We start from the raw sequence: 20,314 nt of genomic DNA on the forward strand, positions 1-20,314 counted from the left end.
GGAGTACGTCTTGTTTTGATTGTATATGCTTGAATTCAATCTGATATTTTTTAATAAATCCAACCAAGAGAGATTGTTATGAATAAGATTTTCAAAGTTGTATGGAACCGTACCATCGGCTCTTTCGTCGTTACTTCCGAATTGGCGAAGGGACGTGTCAAATCAAGCAGCGAAGGTGCTGAAGGGGATGTGCGCGCCTCAGAGGAAGGTCGTCTGAAAACCTTATTTAGGCTGACGGCGTTGAGCGCGGCATTATTGGGACTTTCCGAAGGGGCTTGGGCTACTATTCCGGAAGGATCGGTAGCGGGCGGAGCAGTGCTTGCTATTGGTACAGGATCGACTTCCGCAAACGGAACAGGTTCCATGTCTATCGGTCATAATGCTCAAGCTAAAATCAATGGTGGTTTGGCAATTGGTCCAAATTCGACTCATACAACAATTTCTAACGGTAATAATGCTATTGCCATCGGTGTCAATCTCCGTGCGGATGGAACGAAGGCGATAGGGATTGGTGCGGATACTACTGTTAATGGAGTAGGTGCTATTGCGATTGGTAACAATGATTCGACCAGAATGACGAATCAAGGTGTTCAAGGTAATGGTGCCATCGGTGTGGGTAGTAACTTAACAGTGCGTGGTAACAATGCAATTGCTGTGGGTACGGAAGCACAAGCGAAGGAAATCAGTACGGTCGCTGTTGGTGCAAATACGCAAGCAACGGGGGTGGAAGCTGTTGCTATTGGTAAAGGTGCACAAGCAACAAAACAGGGTTCGATTGCTATTGGTGTAAATACGATTGCCTCAGGCGTGAAGCCACCACGTACAGATGGGAAAACTCAGACGGATGACGGAAGAGCTATTGCCATCGGCTACGGTGTACAGGCAACAGGAGAGGATTCTATCGCCATTGGTAAGTCTGAAGGTGCAAACTTGGCGCAAGCAACCACAAAACAAAGTCTTGCTATCGGTTGGACTGCAAAAGCAATAGGTGCGACTCAAGCGGTTGCTATTGGTCCAGATGCCATTGCCTCGGGTACGCAATCCACTTCTATTGGTAACAATACTCGCGCAACCGGGGATTCATCTATTGCTATCGGTGGCGATGATTGGAATATCGTACGGACCAAACAAGTTGCAGCAGCAGGAAATAAACTGGTCCATCAGGTATACCAAGAGTTGACCGGCGTGGAAATGAAGGCACAAGGTGAGGCTTATAAAAATCCATTCAAAGGGACAACTGCCGGCGATGCCGCCGTCGCTATTGGTGTAGCCGCACTCGCTGAGGGTACGTTATCAACTGCTTTTGGTTCAGGCACGTCCGCATCTGGCGTGGGTGCGGCGGCATTTGGTGTAGGTGCAACCGCCAGTCAGAATAAATCCGTCGCAATTGGTGCGGGTTCGCATACACGTACCGATGCAACGGCTGTGACTGAAGCAACAGTTAATGGTGTCACTTACAGAGGTTTTGCGGGAACAGAACATATCACTACCGGCTCGCAGGTTTCTTTCGGTTCGGCAGGTTATGAACGTCAGCTCAAGCATGTTGCGCCGGGCGCGATTACCTCAACTTCCACCGATGCGATAAACGGCAGCCAGCTTTACGCACTTCATGTAGGGGCAGGTAATATTGCCAAATCGGTTGCCAATGCATTGGGAGGTGGTGCGGCTGTCAGCAATGATCCGACAAACAATCAGGGTTCTTTCGTAACCTTGCCGACTTATGACGTGCTTAAAGGTAGTGACACACCGAATACGGTAGGTAATGGTACAGCCAAATTCAATGCAACTCCTGCTAAGAACGTCGCTGATGCGTTGACCAATCTCAATACTTACGTCAACCAAGGCTTTGCCGTCAAAGATAATGCAGGCACGGCGAAGGGCATTGTTACGCCCGGAGAAAGCGTGCAATTTGCCGACGGCAATGTAACTACCGTTACCGTTGATACCGAAGCAAACGGCAATACTAAAATCAAATACGACGTTAAGGTGGACGACAAAACCATCAAGGTTGTTGACGGTAAGCTGACCGGTACGTCGCAAACCCATTTTTACAGCGTCAAAAACGAAGATCAAACTAAAGGCAACTACAACAACGACGGTGCGACAGGCGACAACGCGCTTGCTGCAGGCGTAGATGCTTCTGCGACTGCCAATGGTACAACTGCGGTAGGTCTGAAGGCGCAGGCATCGGCTGAATCTGCCATCGCAGTCGGTAGCGAAACCAAAGCGGCGGCGAAAAATGCGGTGGTAATCGGTAACAAGGCTTCCGTCGAAGCAGCCACAGGCTCTGTTGCCAATGTCAACGGTACGACCACGGGCGAAGGCTCGGTCGCTGTGGGTGCTGCAAGTAAAGCCAGCGGTACGAACGCGACCGCGGTCGGTCAGGCTGCAAATGCCTTCGGTCAGAATTCTTTTGCAGGCGGTCAAAATTCCAAAGCCTCGGGCAAATCCAGTGTAGCGATCGGCGACGGAGCAAATGCTACAGACGATTCTTCTTCTGCTGTCGGTCCGTATGCCCAGGCGACTAAATCGGGTGCGTCAGCGTTTGGTTATTACGCTAATGCATTCGGCCAAAACTCTTTGGCGGCAGGTAGAAACGCGCAAGCTACAAATGATAATGCAGTCGCCCTTGGCAATGAATCCAAAGCGACGGGTCAAAATACTATTGCATTTGGTAACAACGCAAATGCTTCGCAAAACCAAGCAATGGCTTTAGGTAGGAATACTGTCGCATCTGCCGGATATACCGTTGCATTGGGCGATGAAGCGAAAGCAACAGCGATTAAGGCAATCGCCTTTGGTTCTAGTGCCCAGGCGACAGGTACCAATTCCGTCGCAACAGGTGTTCAGGCGAAAGCTCATGCGGATGATGCATTAGCTGTTGGCTCAAACGCCAATGCATCAGGGGAGTCGGCAATCGCTTTGGGCAAGCAAAGCAATGCATGGAAGGTAAATTCTCTGGCGTTCGGCAATAGTGCGAATTCCAATGGTGAGCGTGCCATTGCAATTGGTTTGGAGAGTGTGAGCAACGGTCAGAATGCAGTTTCTGTCGGTCAGAAAGCTTATGCACATGAACACGGCGTTGCCATCGGCAGTGAAAGCAATGCTGCACAGGCCGCAGCCATCGCTATCGGTAACAAAGCCCAAGCCATGAAATACAGCTCCATCGTTATCGGTGAAGAAGCGAAATCCAATAATTCACGCTCTGTCGTTATCGGCTATCACGCTTCTGCAACCAATCCGGCAATGTCCGCATCCAATCAAGATACCAATCAAACTGTTGCTATCGGTGCATATGCCAATGCATGGGGTGATCAATCTACTGCCATCGGTAACAATGTAGATGCAAAAGGCAATTCTTCTATCGCCATCGGTGCAGACGACTGGGATACCGTTGCAGTGAAAACTGTGGCCGGTATGGGTAAAACGGTTAAACAAGTTTATCAAGACTATACCGGCGATGTGATGGAAACCGGCAGTTATACTCATACGACTTCAAGCGAAGCTGCGGTAGCCATTGGTACTAAATCACAGGCAATAGGCGAATTATCCACAGCCTTTGGTACGGGTACGATCGCTGAAGGCGTCGCCTCTGCCGCATTCGGTATGGGCGCGAAAGCCACAAAAGGCAACTCTGTGGCAATCGGTGCGGGCAGTACGACTACAACCGGTGCAACTAGTGTCAACGAAGCTACTGTCAATAATCTGAAATACTCAGGTTTTGCAGGCGGCAACAGTGTTAATCCAGGCGACCAAGTATCCTTTGGTTCTAAAAACTACGAACGCCAATTGAAAAACGTTGCCCCGGGCGAAATCTCTAACACTTCTACCGATGCCATCAACGGCAGCCAGCTGTACGCGGTACAAAACGTTTTGGGTAATACTGCCAAAACCGTTAAAGACGTATTGGGTGGTAATGCAAAGTTGGCTGAAGACGGCAGTATTACCATGAGCAACATTGGTAATACCGGTGCAGGCAACATCCACGACGCGATCAATTCAGTGAAAGAGACTGCCGAAAAAGGTTGGAAGCTCAAAGTCAATGAAGAAGCCGGCAGCGAAAAAATTGCTCCCGACGACACCGTGACTGTGAAACAAGGTAAGAATATCCGTGTGAAACGCAGCAGCAAAGAGCTGACTATTGAGACTGCGGACGATGTAGCGTTCAACAAAGTAACTGTTGGTGACAGCGTATTGGGCAGCAACGGTCTGAACATTACTAACGGTGCTAATCCTGTTTCCCTGACCAAAGACGGTCTGAACAACGGTGGCAATAAAGTTACCAACATTGCCGACGGCGCAGTAGATACCGACGCAGCAAGCTACAAACAAGTTAAAGCCGCGAAAACCGAGGTTCAAAAAGGTACAAACGTTGCCGAAGTGAAGAAAACCGAAGGTACGGACGGTCAGGCGATTTACACCGTCAATGCCAAAGGCACAGTTGTTTCCGCCTCGGGCGCAGACAACGGTCTGACTCTGGGGTCGTCTGAAGATACAACCACCAATGTCACTACCTACAGTTTGGATTTGTCAGACAAAACCAAAGAATCCTTGAAAAAAGCCGACAGCGCATTGCAAAACATCGGCGTACACGTCAACGGTACAGATGCTAAGACGCTGAATCAAGCTAATTCCAAGCTGAACTTCGTTGACGGTACAGGTACGACTGCTGAAAACAAAGCTGACGGTATTGCGTTCAATGTCAATAAATCTACCTTGAAAGCGGGTACTGGCGGTACGGTAAATGCCGGAACATCCGGCGATGCATTTGCTACCGCAACTGATGTTGCCAATGCCATTAATAAAGCCGTTGCCGACAGCGAAAAAACCAGCATCGTAGCAGCAGGCGACAATACCCATGTTGCTTCTCAAGTTACCGGTAATGAGACACTTTATACGGTTCATGCCGATAAAACTACTGTGAGCGTAAAAGCTGACGGTGGTAAGTTGGCATTGAACCCGACTGAAGTGATAAACAGCAACCAAACCAAAACCACCAACTACGAACTTGACCTTACAGATGCCGCCAAATCCGAGATTCAAAAAGGTGTGGATGCGAAAACTGCTGTTGACAGCAAGGGTGTTGCATTTGCGGGTAACAACGGAACAACCGATGCCGCCAAACTGGGTGAAACCGTCAACCTTAAAGGCGACGACCAAAACGTCGTTACTGAAGCTGGAGCAGACGGCATTAAAGTCAAATTGAAAGACGAAATCACCGTCCAAACCGTCAATGCCGACAAACTCAAAGCGGGTAATAGTGTTCTGACTACAGCCGGACTGACCACGCCGCAAGTTACCGCAGGCGACAATGTATTAAACGGTGATGGATTGAAAATTACCAATGGTGACAATCCTGTATCCCTGACCAAGTCCGGCTTGAACAACGGCGGCAACAAAATCACCAAAGTTGCCAAAGGTGAAAATGCAGATGATGCTGTGAATTATGGACAGCTTAAAGAGTTGGCGGACAAAGGTCTGACTTTTGATGCGGACGGCAACACTTCGACCTCAAGCAAAAAACTGGGTGAGCGCGTCGGCATCAAAGGCGGCAATAACATCACCACTTCCGCCGACAACGACAACGTTACCGTCAAGCTGAATGACGATATTACGGTGACCAGCGTAACTGCCACTACCTTGAAAGCAGGCGACAGCACGCTGACGACTGCAGGATTGGTTACACCTAAAGTAACTGCGGGCAATAGCGTACTGGAGGATAACGGATTGACCATCTCCAACGGTGCGGCAAACGCCCCTGTCTCCCTGACTAAAAACGGTCTGGATAACGGCAACAACAAGATCACCAAAGTAGCCAAAGGTGCGGCAGACACCGACGCGGCAAATGTCGAGCAAATCAAACCGCTTGCAGCCGCATTGAACACGACCGTCGGTGCGGACGGTACGGTCGGACAGCCGAGCTTTACCGTCAAACAAGCTGACGGTACGGCAGGCACGGCTGTACATACCGTTCAAGATGCTTTGAATAAAGTCAGCGACGAGTTGAATAAAGGCCTGACCATTGCCGCAGACAACGGCAATGCAGACAAAGTCAATTTGGGCGAAACCGTTACCTACACGAGCAAAGATAAAAATATCGTTACGACTGTAGGCAGCAACGAAATCGATTTCAGCCTTGCCAATACCGTCACCGTCGGCAAAAACGCGGCAGATGGCAATCCTGTTACTATCGATGGTACGAACGGCACGGTAAGCGGACTGACCAACAAAACCTTGGGCGGTACAAACTTTGCAGCCAAAGGCCAAGCCGCGACTGAAGAGCAGATAAATGCCGCGCAGACCAATCTGGCAAATGTTTTGGGTACAGGTTCAACCAACCAAAACGGTACGGTAACGGTTACCGACATCGGCGAAACAGGCAAGACTACCGTCAGCGATGCGATTAAATCCGTCAAAGAAACCGCTGAAAAAGGCTGGAATCTGCAAGCCAACGGCGATACTGCCGAAAAAGTAGCAGCAGGCGAAACGGTAACGTTCAAAGACGGCAAAAACATCAAAGTAACCCGCGACGGCAAAAACATCACCGTAGCGACTTCGAATGAAGTGGCCTTTGACAAAGTTACCGTCGGTGGCAGCGAGTTGACAGGTGCAGGGTTGAATACGCCTAAAGTAACCGCAGGCGACAGCGAGTTGAACGGAAGCGGTTTGACCATCTCCAACGGTACGGCAGGCTCTTCCGTATCCCTGACTAAAAACGGTCTGAACAACGGCGGTAACAAAATCACCAAAGTTGCCGAAGGCACACTTGCGGCTGACAGCACCGATGCTGTTAATGGAGCGCAACTGTACAAAGTTGATCAGAAAGCCAACACCAATGCCGAAAATATCGCCAAAGGCATCAACGTTGGCGGTACAGAAGGCAGCAACAAATACGCACTGGGCGACACTGTCAACATCAAAGGCGACAGCAACATTGTCAGCGACACCGTTGAAGGCGGCGTACAACTGAAACTTGCCGACACCGTTAAAATCGGCCAAGACAGTGGCAAACCTGTCAGCATTGACGGTACGACCGGCACAGTGAGCGGACTGAGCAACACCACATTGGGTGCTGCCCCATTGGCCGGATCGAACAAAGCCGCGACCGAAGCCCAGCTGGATGCTACCCAAGTGAACCTGGCAACCATCTTGGGCGGCAACGCAGCCAACAACAACGGCAACGTAACGACCAACAACATTGGTGACACTGGAGCAAACAACGTTCACGACGCGATCAAGTCAGTTAAAGAAACTGCCGAGAAAGGCTGGAACCTGAAAGCAAACGAAGAGACCGACAGCGAGAAAATCGCTGCGGGCGACACCGTGACCGTGAAACAAGGTAAGAACATCCGAGTGAAACGCAGCGGTAAAGAGCTGACGGTTGAGACTGAAGACGACGTTGCATTCAACAAAGTGACAGTCGGCAACAGCGAACTGACCACTACCGGACTGACCACGCCTAAAGTTACCGCAGGCGACAGCGTACTGACGACTGACGGTCTGACCATTGCCAATGGAGCCAATCCCGTATCCCTGACCAAGTCCGGTCTGAACAACGGCGGCAACAAGATTGCCAACGTAGCCAAAGGTACGGAAGACACCGACGGAGTGAATGTCAGCCAAATCAAACCGTTGGCAACAGCGCTGAATACGACTGTTGGTGCGGATGGTTCTATCGCAGAGCCCAACTTTACCGTCAATCATGCCGACGGTACGGCGGGTACCCCTGTACACACCGTTCAAGACGCATTGAACGAGGTTGGTAAAGAGTTGAACAAAGGTCTGAACATCATTGCGGACAACGGGTCGTCTGAAAAAGTCAACTTGGGCGATACCGTTACCTACACAAGCAAAGACAAGAACATCGTTACCACAAGCGGTACAGGCAAAGCGATCGACTTCAGCCTGGCCGAGAAAGTCACCATCGGCAAAGACGCAGCGAACGGCGGTAAACCGGTAGTGATTGACGGTAAAGAAGGCATTGTCAGCGGACTGACCAACACCACCTTGGGCAGCGCCCCATTGGCAGGATCGAACAAAGCAGCGACCGAAGCGCAGCTGGATGCTACCCAAGTGAACCTGGCAACCATCTTGGGCGGCAACGCAGCCAACAACAACGGCAACGTAACGACCAACAACATTGGTGGTACAGGTAAAGACAACGTCCACGAAGCCATTGCCGCAGTTAAAGAAACTGCTGACAAAGGCTGGAACTTGAAAGCGAACGACGAGACCGACAGCGAGAAAATCGCTGCGGGCGACACCGTGACCGTGAAACAAGGTAAGAACATCCGAGTGAAACGCAGCGGCAAAGATCTGACGGTTGAGACTGAAGACGACGTTGAGTTTGCTCATGTCAAAGCTGATTCAGTAGAAGCTACCAGCGTGGTTGCCGAAAGCGTTATCGCAGGCAACAGCGTATTGACTACCGACGGTCTGAAGATTGGTGCAGACGGCTCTCCGAGCCAAGTGTCTCTGACTACTTCCGGTCTGAACAATGGCGGCAACAAAATCGCCAACGTAGCCAAAGGTGTGGCAGACACTGATGCGGTTAACGTCAGCCAGCTGAACCCGATTGCCAAAGCGTTGAATAGCAGCATCAACCCGATTACTGGTGCGATTGAAGCTCCTGTCTTTACTGTAACTAAAGCAGACGGTACGAAACATGAAGCCGTAGGCACGGTTCAAGACGCTTTGGATAAAGTAGGCGAAGAAGTCAGCAAAGGTCTGAACATCGTTGCGGACAACGGGTCGTCTGAAAAAGTGAACTTGGGCGATACCGTTACCTACACAAGCAAAGACAAGAACATCGTTACCACAAGCGGTACAGGCAAAGCGATCGACTTCAGCCTGGCCGAGAAAGTCACCATCGGCAAAGACGCAGCGAACGGCGGTAAACCGGTAGTGATTGACGGTAAAGAAGGCATTGTCAGCGGACTGACCAACACCACCTTGGGCAGCGCCCCATTGGCAGGATCGAACAAAGCAGCGACCGAAGCGCAGCTGGATGCTACCCAAGTGAACCTGGCAACCATCTTGGGCGGCAACGCAGCCAACAACAACGGCAACGTAACGACCAACAACATTGGTGGTACAGGTAAAGACAACGTCCACGAAGCCATTGCCGCAGTTAAAGAAACTGCTGACAAAGGCTGGAACTTGAAAGCGAACGACGAGACCGACAGCGAGAAAATCGCTGCGGGCGACACCGTGACCGTGAAACAAGGTAAGAACATCCGAGTGAAACGCAGCGGCAAAGATCTGACGGTTGAGACTGAAGACGACGTTGAGTTTGCTCATGTCAAAGCTGATTCAGTAGAAGCTACCAGCGTGGTTGCCGAAAGCGTTATCGCAGGCAACAGCGTATTGACTACCGACGGTCTGAAGATTGGTGCAGACGGCTCTCCGAGCCAAGTGTCTCTGACTACTTCCGGTCTGAACAATGGCGGCAACAAAATCGCCAACGTAGCCAAAGGTGTGGCAGACACTGATGCGGTTAACGTCAGCCAGCTGAACCCGATTGCCAAAGCGTTGAATAGCAGCATCAACCCGATTACTGGTGCGATTGAAGCTCCTGTCTTTACTGTAACTAAAGCAGACGGTACGAAACATGAAGCCGTAGGCACGGTTCAAGACGCTTTGGATAAAGTAGGCGAAGAAGTCAGCAAAGGTCTGAACATCGTTGCGGACAACGGGTCGTCTGAAAAAGTGAACTTGGGCGATACCGTTACCTACACAAGCAAAGACAAGAACATCGTTACCACAAGCGGTACAGGCAAAGCGATCGACTTCAGCCTGGCCGAGAAAGTCACCATCGGCAAAGACGCAGCGAACGGCGGTAAACCGGTAGTGATTGACGGTAAAGAAGGCATTGTCAGCGGACTGACCAACACCACCTTGGGCAGCGCCCCATTGGCAGGATCGAACAAAGCAGCGACCGAAGCGCAGCTGGATGCTACCCAAGTGAACCTGGCAACCATCTTGGGCGGCAACGCAGCCAACAACAACGGCAACGTAACGACCAACAACATTGGTGGTACAGGTAAAGACAACGTCCACGAAGCCATTGCCGCAGTTAAAGAAACTGCTGACAAAGGCTGGAACTTGAAAGCGAACGACGAGACCGACAGCGAGAAAATCGCTGCGGGCGACACCGTGACCGTGAAACAAGGTAAGAACATCCGAGTGAAACGCAGCGGCAAAGATCTGACGGTTGAGACTGAAGACGACGTTGAGTTTGCTCATGTCAAAGCTGATTCAGTAGAAGCTACCAGCGTAGTTGCCGAAAGTGTTATCGCAGGCAACAGCGTCTTGACTACCGAAGGTCTGAAGATCGGTGCGGACGGTTCGCCAAGCCAAGTGTCTCTGACTACTGCCGGTCTGAACAACGGCGGCAACAAGATTGCCAACGTAGCCAAAGGTACGGACGACACTGACGCCGTCAACGTCGCCCAGCTGAACGAACAACTCGCTGCCACTGAAAAAACCACCACCGTCGTTGCCGGTAAGAACGTTACCGTCAGCGAAAAAGTGGACGGCAACAACACCGAGTACACGGTTAACGCCGACAAGACCACCCTCAGCCAAGCGGCGGGCGGTGCGGTTAAAGTCAGCGAAGGTGCAAAAGACGCCGACGGTGTTACCGATTACGCGCTGGATTTGACTGACGAAGCCAAAGCCGACATCGCCAAAGGCGTCGCGGCAAAAGACGCGGTGGACAACAAAGGTCTGACCTTTGCCGCCGACAACGGCACGACCGGTGCGAAGAAACTGGGTGACAGCCTGAGCGTCAAAGGCGACGGTAACATCCTGACCCGCGCCGACGAAAACGGCATCGGCTTCTCGCTGGCCGACAAGATTACCGTCGGCAAAGCAGGCAACGGCAACAAACCGCTCGTAATCGACGGTACCGCCGGTCTGATTTCCGGTCTGAGCAACACCACCCTGGGCGGTGCGGACTTTGCCACTAAAGGCCAAGCCGCAAGCGAAGAGCAGTTGAACGCAGCCCAAGCCAACCTGGCGAAAATCCTCGGCGGTAACGCGGCCAACAACAAAGGCAACGTGACCACCACCGACATCGGCGGTACAGGCAAAGACAACGTCCATGACGCCATTGCCGCAGTCAAAGAAACTGCCGACAAAGGCTGGAACCTGAACGCCAACGACGAAACCTCGTCTGAAAAAATCGGCGCAGGCGACACCGTAACCTTCAAAGAAGGTAAAAACGTCAAAGTCAGCCGCAACGGTAAGAACATCACCGTAGCGACTTCAGACGACGTCTCCTTCGACAAAGTAACTGTTGGCGATAGCGTTCTGACCGACAACGGACTGACTGTGGGCAACGGCAAAGCAGGCAAACCTGTCAGCCTGACCAAAGACGGTCTGAACAACGGCGGCAACAAGATTGCCAACGTAGCCGCAGGTGAAGCCGACACCGACGCAGTGAACGTTGCACAGCTCAAAGCAGCCGCAGCGAAAGCCACGTCTAAAGTGGACAGCGGCAACGACAACATCGTTGTTACGCCTAAACAAAACGCCGACGGCAGTACCACTTACACCGTGGCAACCGCACCTAACCTGAAAGCCGACAGCTTCACCGCAGGCGATACCGTTGTGAACAACGACGGCGTCAAAGTCGGCGATAAAGTGGCTCTGGGCAAAGACGGTCTGAAAGCAGGCGATGTCAACATCACTGCCCACGGTATCAATGCAGGCAACAAAGCCATCAGTAACGTTGCTGAAGGCAAGAAAGATACTGATGCAGTAAATGTTGGACAGTTGAACCGTCTGACCGCTGCTGCTAAGACAGAAGTCGAAGCCGGTACCAACATCGCCAGCGTGAGCAGCAAACAAGGTGCGAACGGTCAAACCGTTTACACCGTGAACGCAGACGGCGCGAGCGTTTCCGCAGGTTCCGACAATATCGTCGTGACCAAAGGCAACAAAGACGCCAACAACGTAACCGACTACGCGGTTGACCTGTCTAAAGCCGTCAAAGCCGACATCGCCAAAGGCGTAGCGGCGAAAGACGCAGTAGACAACAAAGGCATCAGCTTCGCAGGCGACAGCGGTACGACCGTTGCCAACAAACTGGGTGATACCGTCGCTGTTAAAGGCGATGTCAACATCACCACCACCGCAGGCGCGAACGGCATTCAGGTCGGCCTCAACAAAGACCTGAAAGTCGACAGCGTCAAAGCAGGCGATACGGTTGTGAACAACAGCGGCGTCAACGTCGGCGACAAAGTGGTGTTGGGCAAAGACGGTCTGAAAGCAGGCGATGTCAACATCACTGCCGAGGGCATCAACGCAGGCGGTAAGAAAGTGACCGGCGTCGCCGCAGGCACCGTCGCCGCAGGCAGCACTGATGCCGTCAACGGCGGACAACTGCACCAGGTTTACGAACTGATCGGCAGCAACGGCGGCAACGTCAACACCGCACCGCCGTCAGTCGAAGCAGACGGCAAAGCAGGCTTGGGTAATATCAAAAACATTACCCTGGTGGACAACAGCAACAATCCGAACGTGACCAACGTCACGAACGAGACCAAGATTGCCCAGTCCAACGGTTACAGCCTCGTGACCTACAACGTCGAAGACCAAGGCATGTACGTGACCAACAACGTCATCGAAGCCGTAGGCCGTATGAACGAACAAGGCATCAAGTTCTTCCATACCAACGACGGCGAAGTGAACCCCGACGTACAGGCACGCAACAGCGAAGACTCCAGCGCGAGCGGCGCCTACGCCACGGCGGTCGGCTTCCAAGCCGCCTCCAAAGGCACCAACGCCATCGCCATCGGTAAAGGCGCCAAAGCCAACGCCGAGAACACCATCGCCATCGGTACCGGCAACATCGTCAGCGGCAAAAACTCCGGCGCCATCGGTGACCCGACCGTAGTAAGTGGCAACAGTTCTTACTCCATCGGTAACAACAACAACGTATCCGCCGACAACGCCTACGCACTGGGCAGCAACATCAAAGCCACGGTTAACGACTCCGTCTACCTCGGCGACCGCGCCCAAACCCAAGGCATCCATACGGCTGATGCGGCCAAAGGCGAAGCCTACACCTACGGCGGCCTGAACGACAAAGCCGTGGCAGGCAAAGCAGGTTCGGCTGCCGCCGCGAACAAAGTCGCCGGTGTCGTCACCGTCGGCAACGGCACGGACGAGACCCGTCAGGTTCAAGGCGTGGCGGCAGGTGTGGTATCTGCGGATTCGACCGATGCGATCAACGGCAGCCAGTTGTATTACACCAACCAGGCGATTGCTAACGTAGCGACACAAGCGACAGCGGCGAAAACCGAAGTTACCGCAGGTAAGAATGTCGTCGTTAACCAAACGACCGGCAACAGCGGACAGACCGTGTACAACGTTGCTACTGCCGATAAACTCGACGTAGCCAGCGTAACCGCAGGCGGTGTAACCGTTAACGCGCAAGGTGTCAGCATCGCTGCACCGACCGCCCATAATCCGGCGAATACTGTCAGCCTCAGCCCGATCGGTCTGAACAACGGCGGACAACGCATCACCAACGTCGCTCCGGCGAAAGAAGGTACCGATGCAGTCAACCTGAACCAGCTCGCCGGCGTGGGTAACGCCCTGCAAAACAACATCGAACGCGTCGGCAAAAAAGCCTATGCAGGCGTGGCAGGTGCGATTGCACAAGGCTCGATTCCGCAAGTAACCCGTCCGGGTGCAACCGGTATCGGCGTGGGTAGCGGCTACTACGGTGGTCAATCCGCCATGGCAATCGGCGTGTCTGCGATGAGCGACGGCGGTAACTGGGTTGTTAAAGGCAACTTCTCTGCCAACACAGACGGCCACGTCGGTGTCGGGGCAGGTGCGTTGTACCAGTGGTAAGCTAACGGCTCTTAGCTGAAGAAAAGCAAAGGTCGTCTGAAATCCAAAACAGGGTTTCAGACGACCTTTTTATATCTTGTATGAGGGATAAATTGGTTTTATTTGAAATTCATGGCTGGAAGGATGATGGAAGTTGGATTTCTTCTGAAATCTAGAGCGACATCACGACTTTTCAGACGACCTTTTGCGATTCAATTTACCAAATCCCTGTAAACGTTTTTTCAGCCCGCCAAAATTTCCAACGCGATTTGGGTGTGAGTGTTAATACGCCGCCGTTTTCCCCATCGGTCGTCAAGGTCAGTTTTTTCAGACGACCTGTGTGTAGCGCCTGCCAAATCGGGTCGAACCAGCGTTGTTCCCAATCCTGCAAAATATCTTGATAGGCCAGTACGTCCGCCGTCGATCCGGTAACGGCTAAATCATCCATAAAAATGACAGCTGTGTCTGTTCCTGTTTCTTGCATCCAAGAGGCAAAAGCGCGAAAGTCGTATGGTGCATCTATGCGGCCGGAGGCAAATTGCGCCCACGGGCTGTCGGAGAATAGGGGGGATGATTGCTGCATCCCTTGAATATCATGCCACAGCCACAGACCGTTTATCGGCGGTGTTCCGAGTTGGTTGCGAATATTGTTGATCGGGTGTTGGTGCAGCCACATTTGGATTTCTGTCTGCTTGGCCAGCCATTGTCCGCTATCTTTGCCTGATGCTTGTTCAGACGACCCCATTTGTCCGTAAATATCCAATGCAGGCTTAATTTGCCAGTCTTGCGGATTGGGTAATAAGACAAGCCACAAATCGGGGCGAATGGGGACGAACCGCCAACCCTCGTCCTGATAAAAATCAGATAGTTCGCGACATAATTCATCTGCCTCGTCAGTAGCAATACCGATATATTCGCCGCCAACGACGCTGACTTGGTGCAAACCCATCTGCTGCCATAGCGGGGAAGCCAATGCGGCAGGTTGTTGCTGTGGAACGTTTGCAGCAGTTTTTGCGTGTTCGAGCAGACTGCCGTCCCATAAATAACGCCCGTAAAATTTTGATGTTTCAACTGCTTGTTTGTGTAAATGTCCGAAGCGCAGCAGACGGTTGAAGGCGGGCAGGGTAAGAGATGGGACGGATTCGTCGCTTTGGCGGTTCAGCGACGGAACGGCAAGGGTCAGGTTCATGGCGGGCGGCAGGTTGGGAAAAAGCATCATTTTAAGGGAGAATGCCGACCATTCCCAAATGTCTATGGGATGGGACGTTTGAAGCAATATACGCGATTGTGATATAATTACGGACGTAAATTTCAGAAAAAACGGGTGTAAATCAAAACAATAGCCTTGATAATACGCCCTTGGTTCCCCATTGTGCTGTTTGCCGGACTATGAAAAAGGTCGTCTGAAAGACGGATAAATAGCAGACAGTCTTCTTTTAAATAAAAATCACATTGCCCGTGCGGATTGATAAAACAGCCGCACCGCCGCATTAAAAGGATAATTCGTGATCGAAACAACCCGATTTCCCTTATTGCGCCGATTTTGGCACAACAAACCTATCCGCTGGTCTCTGTTGGGCATCCTTTTGCCCGTTTCCGGCGCGATGACTGCCTATGCAGTAACCGAACCTGTTCCCGAGTATCAAGGATTTAAAGTCGAGCGCGTTTCTGAAGAGCTGCCGGCGGTTTATATTGAAACCGGCAATTTTCAGTCCAGTTACTGGGCGCAAGAAGTCGTCCAGCAGGGCGACTCACTCGCCGATGTGCTTACCCGCATGGGGGTCCCCCAAACCGACATCAAGCAAATCATGGCGAAAAACAGTGCGGAACGCGATATGCAACATTTGCGCGCCAACCAGTCTGTCAATATCCGCATCGATGCTTCGGGACAAGTTACCGACGTACAGTTTTTCACGGATGAAGAGCTTGAGCGTAATCTTGTCGCTTTGGAAAAAGTCAAAGGCAAATGGCAGGCTTCTACATCGGAAGTGGATATGAAGACCATGCCGACCCTGCGTTCCGTCGTTGTCCGCACTTCCGCGCGCGGTGCAATGGCGCAGGCGGAAATTCCTGTCGAAATCCGCGAGTCGCTGAGCGAAATTTTCTCCGACGTACTGAGCTTGGAGGATTTGAAAGAAGGCGATGTGATACGATTGCTGTATGACAGCATGTATTTCCGCGGACAACAAATGGGTACGGGCAATATCCTGGCAGCCGAAATTGTCAAAGGCGGTAAAAGCTATCAAGCCTATTATTACAGCCAGGGTAAAGGCGACGAAGAGAGCGGCAGCTATTATGATCAAAGCGGCAAATCGCTCCAGCAAAAAGCGGGCTTCAACATCGAGCCTGTTGTCTATACGCGCATTTCATCCCCGTTCGGTTACCGGGTCCACCCCGTTTTACATACCGTCCGTATGCATACCGGTATTGACTACGCAGCCCCTTCCGGTACGCCGATTAAAGCGACCGCTGACGGCGTGATTACCTTCAAAGGCTGGAAGGGCGGCTACGGTAATACCGTTATGATCCGCCATTCTAACGGCGTTGAAACCTTATACGGGCATATGAGCGCGTTTACGCCTGTCCAAGGTGTGGTGCGTGCAGGCGAAGTGATCGGATTCGTCGGTACGACGGGACGTTCTACCGGTCCGCACCTGCACTATGAAGCACGCGTGAACAGTCAACCTGTCAACCCGACTACGGTTGCCCTGCCGACACCCAAGCTGACGCCAACCAATATGGCTGCATTCCGTCAGCAGCAGAAATCGGCAAATACCATACTTGCCTCTATCCGTGGGTTGCCTGTTTCTGTGGCGCAGTTGGATTAATCAGGCTGCCCATAGTATTGGGGTATGCCTTAAAAGGTTGTCTGAAAACCAGGTTTAAGGTTTTCAGACAACCTTTTGCATTGGGATAAATACGAAAACTTTTTTCAGTTCATATGGCTTGAGGAAAGTTTTTTGGGAGGGATTGCAAATAACAGAATACGCCAGAATCTCAATGATATAGTGGATTAACTTTAAACCAGTACGGCGTTGCCTCACCTTGCCGTACTATCTGTACTGTCTGCGGCTTCGTCGCCTTGTCCTGATTTAAATTTAATCCACCATATCAGGACGGTATTTCTGCGAGAGAGATTTAGAGATATGTATTTGCTGTCATTTTGAAACATGTCTTCATAGCGGGGAGGGAGTACATTTGTTTTTGAGCAAGAGCGACAGGTAATATTTTTATTTCATGTGTTATGTTGTGTGATTGCCATAAGAGACTTGTTATCAAAAAAAAGGTCGTCTGAAACTGAACTGGCCCCCAAATCTTGGACACTCATAAAAGCCTATTCAGGCGCTCTGTGCAAGCTGAGTTCTGTATGCGACAGGACTCAGCTTTTTCAATGTAGAAACCAGTAGCGTTGTTTACAGTATTTCCAGGAGAATACTGAAACATGAACATGCACAAAAACACCCGCCTCACCCCCGCACCACCGACAAGCCATTTGGCTGGCCTACACGCAGGGGAAGGAAAGCGTCACCTCCCTGGCACGCCGCTACCAAGTCAGCCGCGTCACCATTTACCGCGCCCTTAAAGCCGCAAGGGCCAAGCTGCTCAAACCGCAAACCAGTACCAACAACCGTTTCAAACAGGCAAAGTACGGAATGAAACGCCTGGCCAAGGTAGAACGCAGCATTCAGGAAAAACTCAAAAAGCAGGCCAAACGCTACAATAAATCCTACCCCGGAGAGCTGGTGCATCTCGACACCAAACGGCTGCCGCTGCTCAAAGGGCAGAAAGCCACCGATAAGCGGGATTACCTGTTTGTCGCCATCGACGATTTCTCAAGGGAGCTATACGCCGCCATTTTGCCGGACAAAACCGCAGACAGCGCCGCCAAGTTTCTGACCGAACACCTGATTGATCCCTGCCCATACCTGATTGAGTGCGTTTACTCCGACAACGGTACGGAATACAAAGGCTCGGCCAACCATGCTTTCGGTGTAGCCTGTTACGAGAACGGGATTGGTCAAAAGTTTACCCGGGTTGCCCGTCCGCAGACCAACGGTAAGGCGGAGCGGGTTATCCGTACCCTGATGGAGATGTGGCATGAGAAACAGTCGTTTGAGAGTCCGGAACATCGGCAAAAGGAGTTGTGCCGCTTTGTTAATTTTTATAACACTGTGAAGCCACACCGCAGTTTGAACGGCGATACGCCGTTTGAGGTCTTACAGGCTTATTTTTCTCAACCTGTTGTGTAAACAACGCGACGATTTTCTACAGCGGCGGCAATGCGCCTTTGTCCGTAGCGTCCTTTATGCCGCCGGTAGGTTTCGACAAGGAGGGCTTTGTCGGCTGCGTCGGGGTCGGGTCGGTCTTGGTGATGGTAGTAAAAGCTGCTTTTGGGCAGGTTTGCGATGTGCAGCAGGTATTTGAGCGGGTGTTGCGCCCTCAGTGTTTGGACGGTTTGGCTTTGTCCTTTGCGGTCTGTTTTGGCTGAGGGCTTTTAACTCCTTTAGGTAGGCGACCTCTGCGCGCATATAGCACAACTCTTCGATAAGTTCTGCCTGTGTTTTTTCGTGGTCGGGTTTGTCGGTGATGAAGGGGTTTTTGCGGTGTTGGGGCATGGTTTTGGATTGGGGATGTTCGAGTGCGCCGATACCGCCTTCTTGATAGGCGCGTATCCATCGTCTTAGAGCGTGTTCATAGTCTTCGTAGCAGGACTCCCAAGAAAGCCAAAGCTACCATTTGCAGACTGGTACTCAACTTACGCTCGCAGTTTTTCCAAAGCCGCCTGTTCTTTTCCAACCAGGAAAAGCTGCGCTCTACTACCCATCGCTTCGGCAATACTGCAAAACGGTGCAATTCGTTTCGTTTGGCAATCTCTACCTCCGCACCAATCAACTCCTGTACCGACGAAGCAAATGCCTTACCCGTGTAACCACCGTCAGCAAGGATTTTTTGTATCGCACCAAGATTATCCCGCCCACGTTCCAATGCCACCAGGCAGCCTTTTCTATCCGTAACATCCGCCGTCGTTACCGCAAGGGCATGCGGCAAACCTTGCGTGTCAACCGCTATATGTCGCTTGATACCGCTAACCTTCTTGCCCGCATCGTAGCCTTTTTCCATGGCGGTATCCGTGTTCTTCACACTCTGCGCATCAATAATCAGGAAAGTAGTTGCTTCATGGCGCCCCTGCTTGCGGCGCTCCGCAACTACCTGATTTTTTTAATGCTTCCTCAAGGATGCTGATGCCACTCTCGCATGGTTCGGTCCATCTCTGGAAGTAGGAATGCACGGTGCGCCATTTGGGGAAGTCGCCCGGCAAAGCGCGCCAGGAGCAGCCAGTGCGTTGCAGGTAGAGAATGGCACAAAAGACATCGTACAAGTCCACCTGGCGTGGCGCTGTGCGTTTACGGGCACTTTCCAGCAGGGGAAGGAGAGGCGCAAATTGCTCGCGACTGATATCGCTTGGGTAGGTTTTTCTGTTCATGCCGATAGTTTACAGCAGAGGCTGAGACAATGAACACGTTCTTAGGTGGGTTCGGGAAATGCCGTAGTGGTCTGCGGTACGCTGTTGGCTGCGTATATGCAGGTAGTGGAGTACGGCTTGGTATTTGAAGTGTAATGTATATTTGCTCATAAAAAACTGCACCTTGTGAGTTGGAGGGGATGTCCAACTTTTGGGATGCATTTCAAACCGAATTTGAGGTTTCAGACGACCTTTTTTTGATACGGGTACGCAGTTTTTAGCGTTCCTTTCAGTTTTCTTGTAAAGAAACCGTCTGTTTGGCGAGGGGAGCAGAATGTAGTGCCGTCAGCTTCTTCGTCAAGATATTCAAAATCACACCGTAGGCCGGCAGGAAAAAGAGGGTGCAGATGGTGAGTTTGAACAGATAATCGACAAAAGCGATGCCCTGCCAGTTTGCCGCCATAAATTCATCGCTGCTTGCGTAGAAGGCAATGGCGAAAAATACCAATGTATCCAGGGCGTTGCCGATGACGGTTGATGCGGTCGGGGCGATCCACCACGCTTTCAGACGACGTAATTTGTTGAACACAAAAATATCAAGGATTTGTCCGAGTGCGTAAGCGGCAAAGCTGGCTAAGGCGATGCGTCCGACAAAGGTATTGAATTCGGATAGCGCGCCTAAGCCTGTCCAACTGCCGTCGTGGAACAAAACGGAAAAGATGTAGGAAAGCAAAAGGGCGGGGAACATGACCCAAAAGATAATCCGCCGTGCCAAGTGCGAACCGAAAATGCGGACAGTCAGGTCGGTGGCAAGGAAGATGAAGGGGAAGGAAAACGCGCCCCAAGTGGTGTGGATGCCGAAAATTTGGAAGGGGAATTGCACCAGGTAGTTGCTGGCGGCAATGATGAGGATATGGAAAAGCACCAGCCAGAAGAGCGCCTTCTGTTGTTGCGCTGTTGTAAATTCGTACATGGAAATCTTTCGGAAAGGCTTTCAGACGACCT

5 protein-coding genes and 3 pseudogenes are annotated in these 20,314 nt (G+C 51.6%); 3 read left to right on the plus strand and 5 right to left on the minus strand.

Annotated features, from left to right (window positions below):
- Positions 1–78: 78 nt before the first annotated feature.
- Complete coding sequence (locus tag NM96_13020) at positions 79–13,866, plus strand: hypothetical protein (protein ID AVR80108.1); 13,788 nt, start codon at positions 79–81, stop codon at positions 13,864–13,866.
- 196 nt (positions 13,867–14,062) lie between these two features.
- Here the strand turns inward: NM96_13020 and NM96_13025 are convergent, their stop codons facing one another.
- A complete protein-coding gene (locus tag NM96_13025; protein ID AVR80109.1) occupies positions 14,063–15,064 on the minus strand; it encodes a hypothetical protein in 1,002 nt (333 codons plus the stop codon).
- 286 nt (positions 15,065–15,350) lie between these two features.
- Between NM96_13025 and NM96_13030 the strand changes: the two genes are divergently transcribed.
- Positions 15,351–16,673 carry a peptidase M23 gene (locus NM96_13030; GenBank protein AVR80110.1) on the plus strand — a complete coding sequence of 441 codons (1,323 nt, stop codon included), beginning with the start codon at positions 15,351–15,353 and terminating at the stop codon, positions 16,671–16,673.
- 169 nt (positions 16,674–16,842) lie between these two features.
- On the opposite strand, the pseudogene NM96_13035 reads toward NM96_13030, so the two are convergent.
- A pseudogene (locus tag NM96_13035) lies at positions 16,843–16,968 on the minus strand (transposase).
- Positions 16,969–17,287: 319 nt separating this feature from the next.
- On the opposite strand from NM96_13035, the pseudogene NM96_13040 reads away from it, so the two are divergent.
- A pseudogene (locus tag NM96_13040) lies at positions 17,288–18,095 on the plus strand (IS481 family transposase).
- A 190-nt stretch (positions 18,096–18,285) separates the two neighbouring features.
- Here the strand turns inward: NM96_13040 and NM96_13045 are convergent.
- The 3 genes and pseudogenes from NM96_13045 to NM96_13055 form a co-directional block, all read right to left on the minus strand.
- A pseudogene (locus NM96_13045) lies at positions 18,286–18,530 on the minus strand (transposase).
- Positions 18,531–18,537: 7 nt separating this feature from the next.
- Positions 18,538–19,330 (minus strand): IS5/IS1182 family transposase gene (locus tag NM96_13050; protein ID AVR80111.1). Its coding sequence is split into 2 segments (ribosomal slippage): positions 18,538–19,066 and positions 19,065–19,330, totalling 795 coding nucleotides; the frame shifts between segments, so codons are not numbered across the junction.
- 268 nt (positions 19,331–19,598) lie between these two features.
- Positions 19,599–20,282, minus strand: a complete 684-nt coding sequence (locus NM96_13055; GenBank protein AVR80112.1) for a 7-cyano-7-deazaguanine/7-aminomethyl-7-deazaguanine transporter — start codon at positions 20,280–20,282, stop codon at positions 19,599–19,601.
- Positions 20,283–20,314: the final 32 nt, after the last annotated feature.

Source organism: Neisseria mucosa (assembly GCA_003028315.1).
Classification (GTDB): domain Bacteria; phylum Pseudomonadota; class Gammaproteobacteria; order Burkholderiales; family Neisseriaceae; genus Neisseria; species Neisseria mucosa.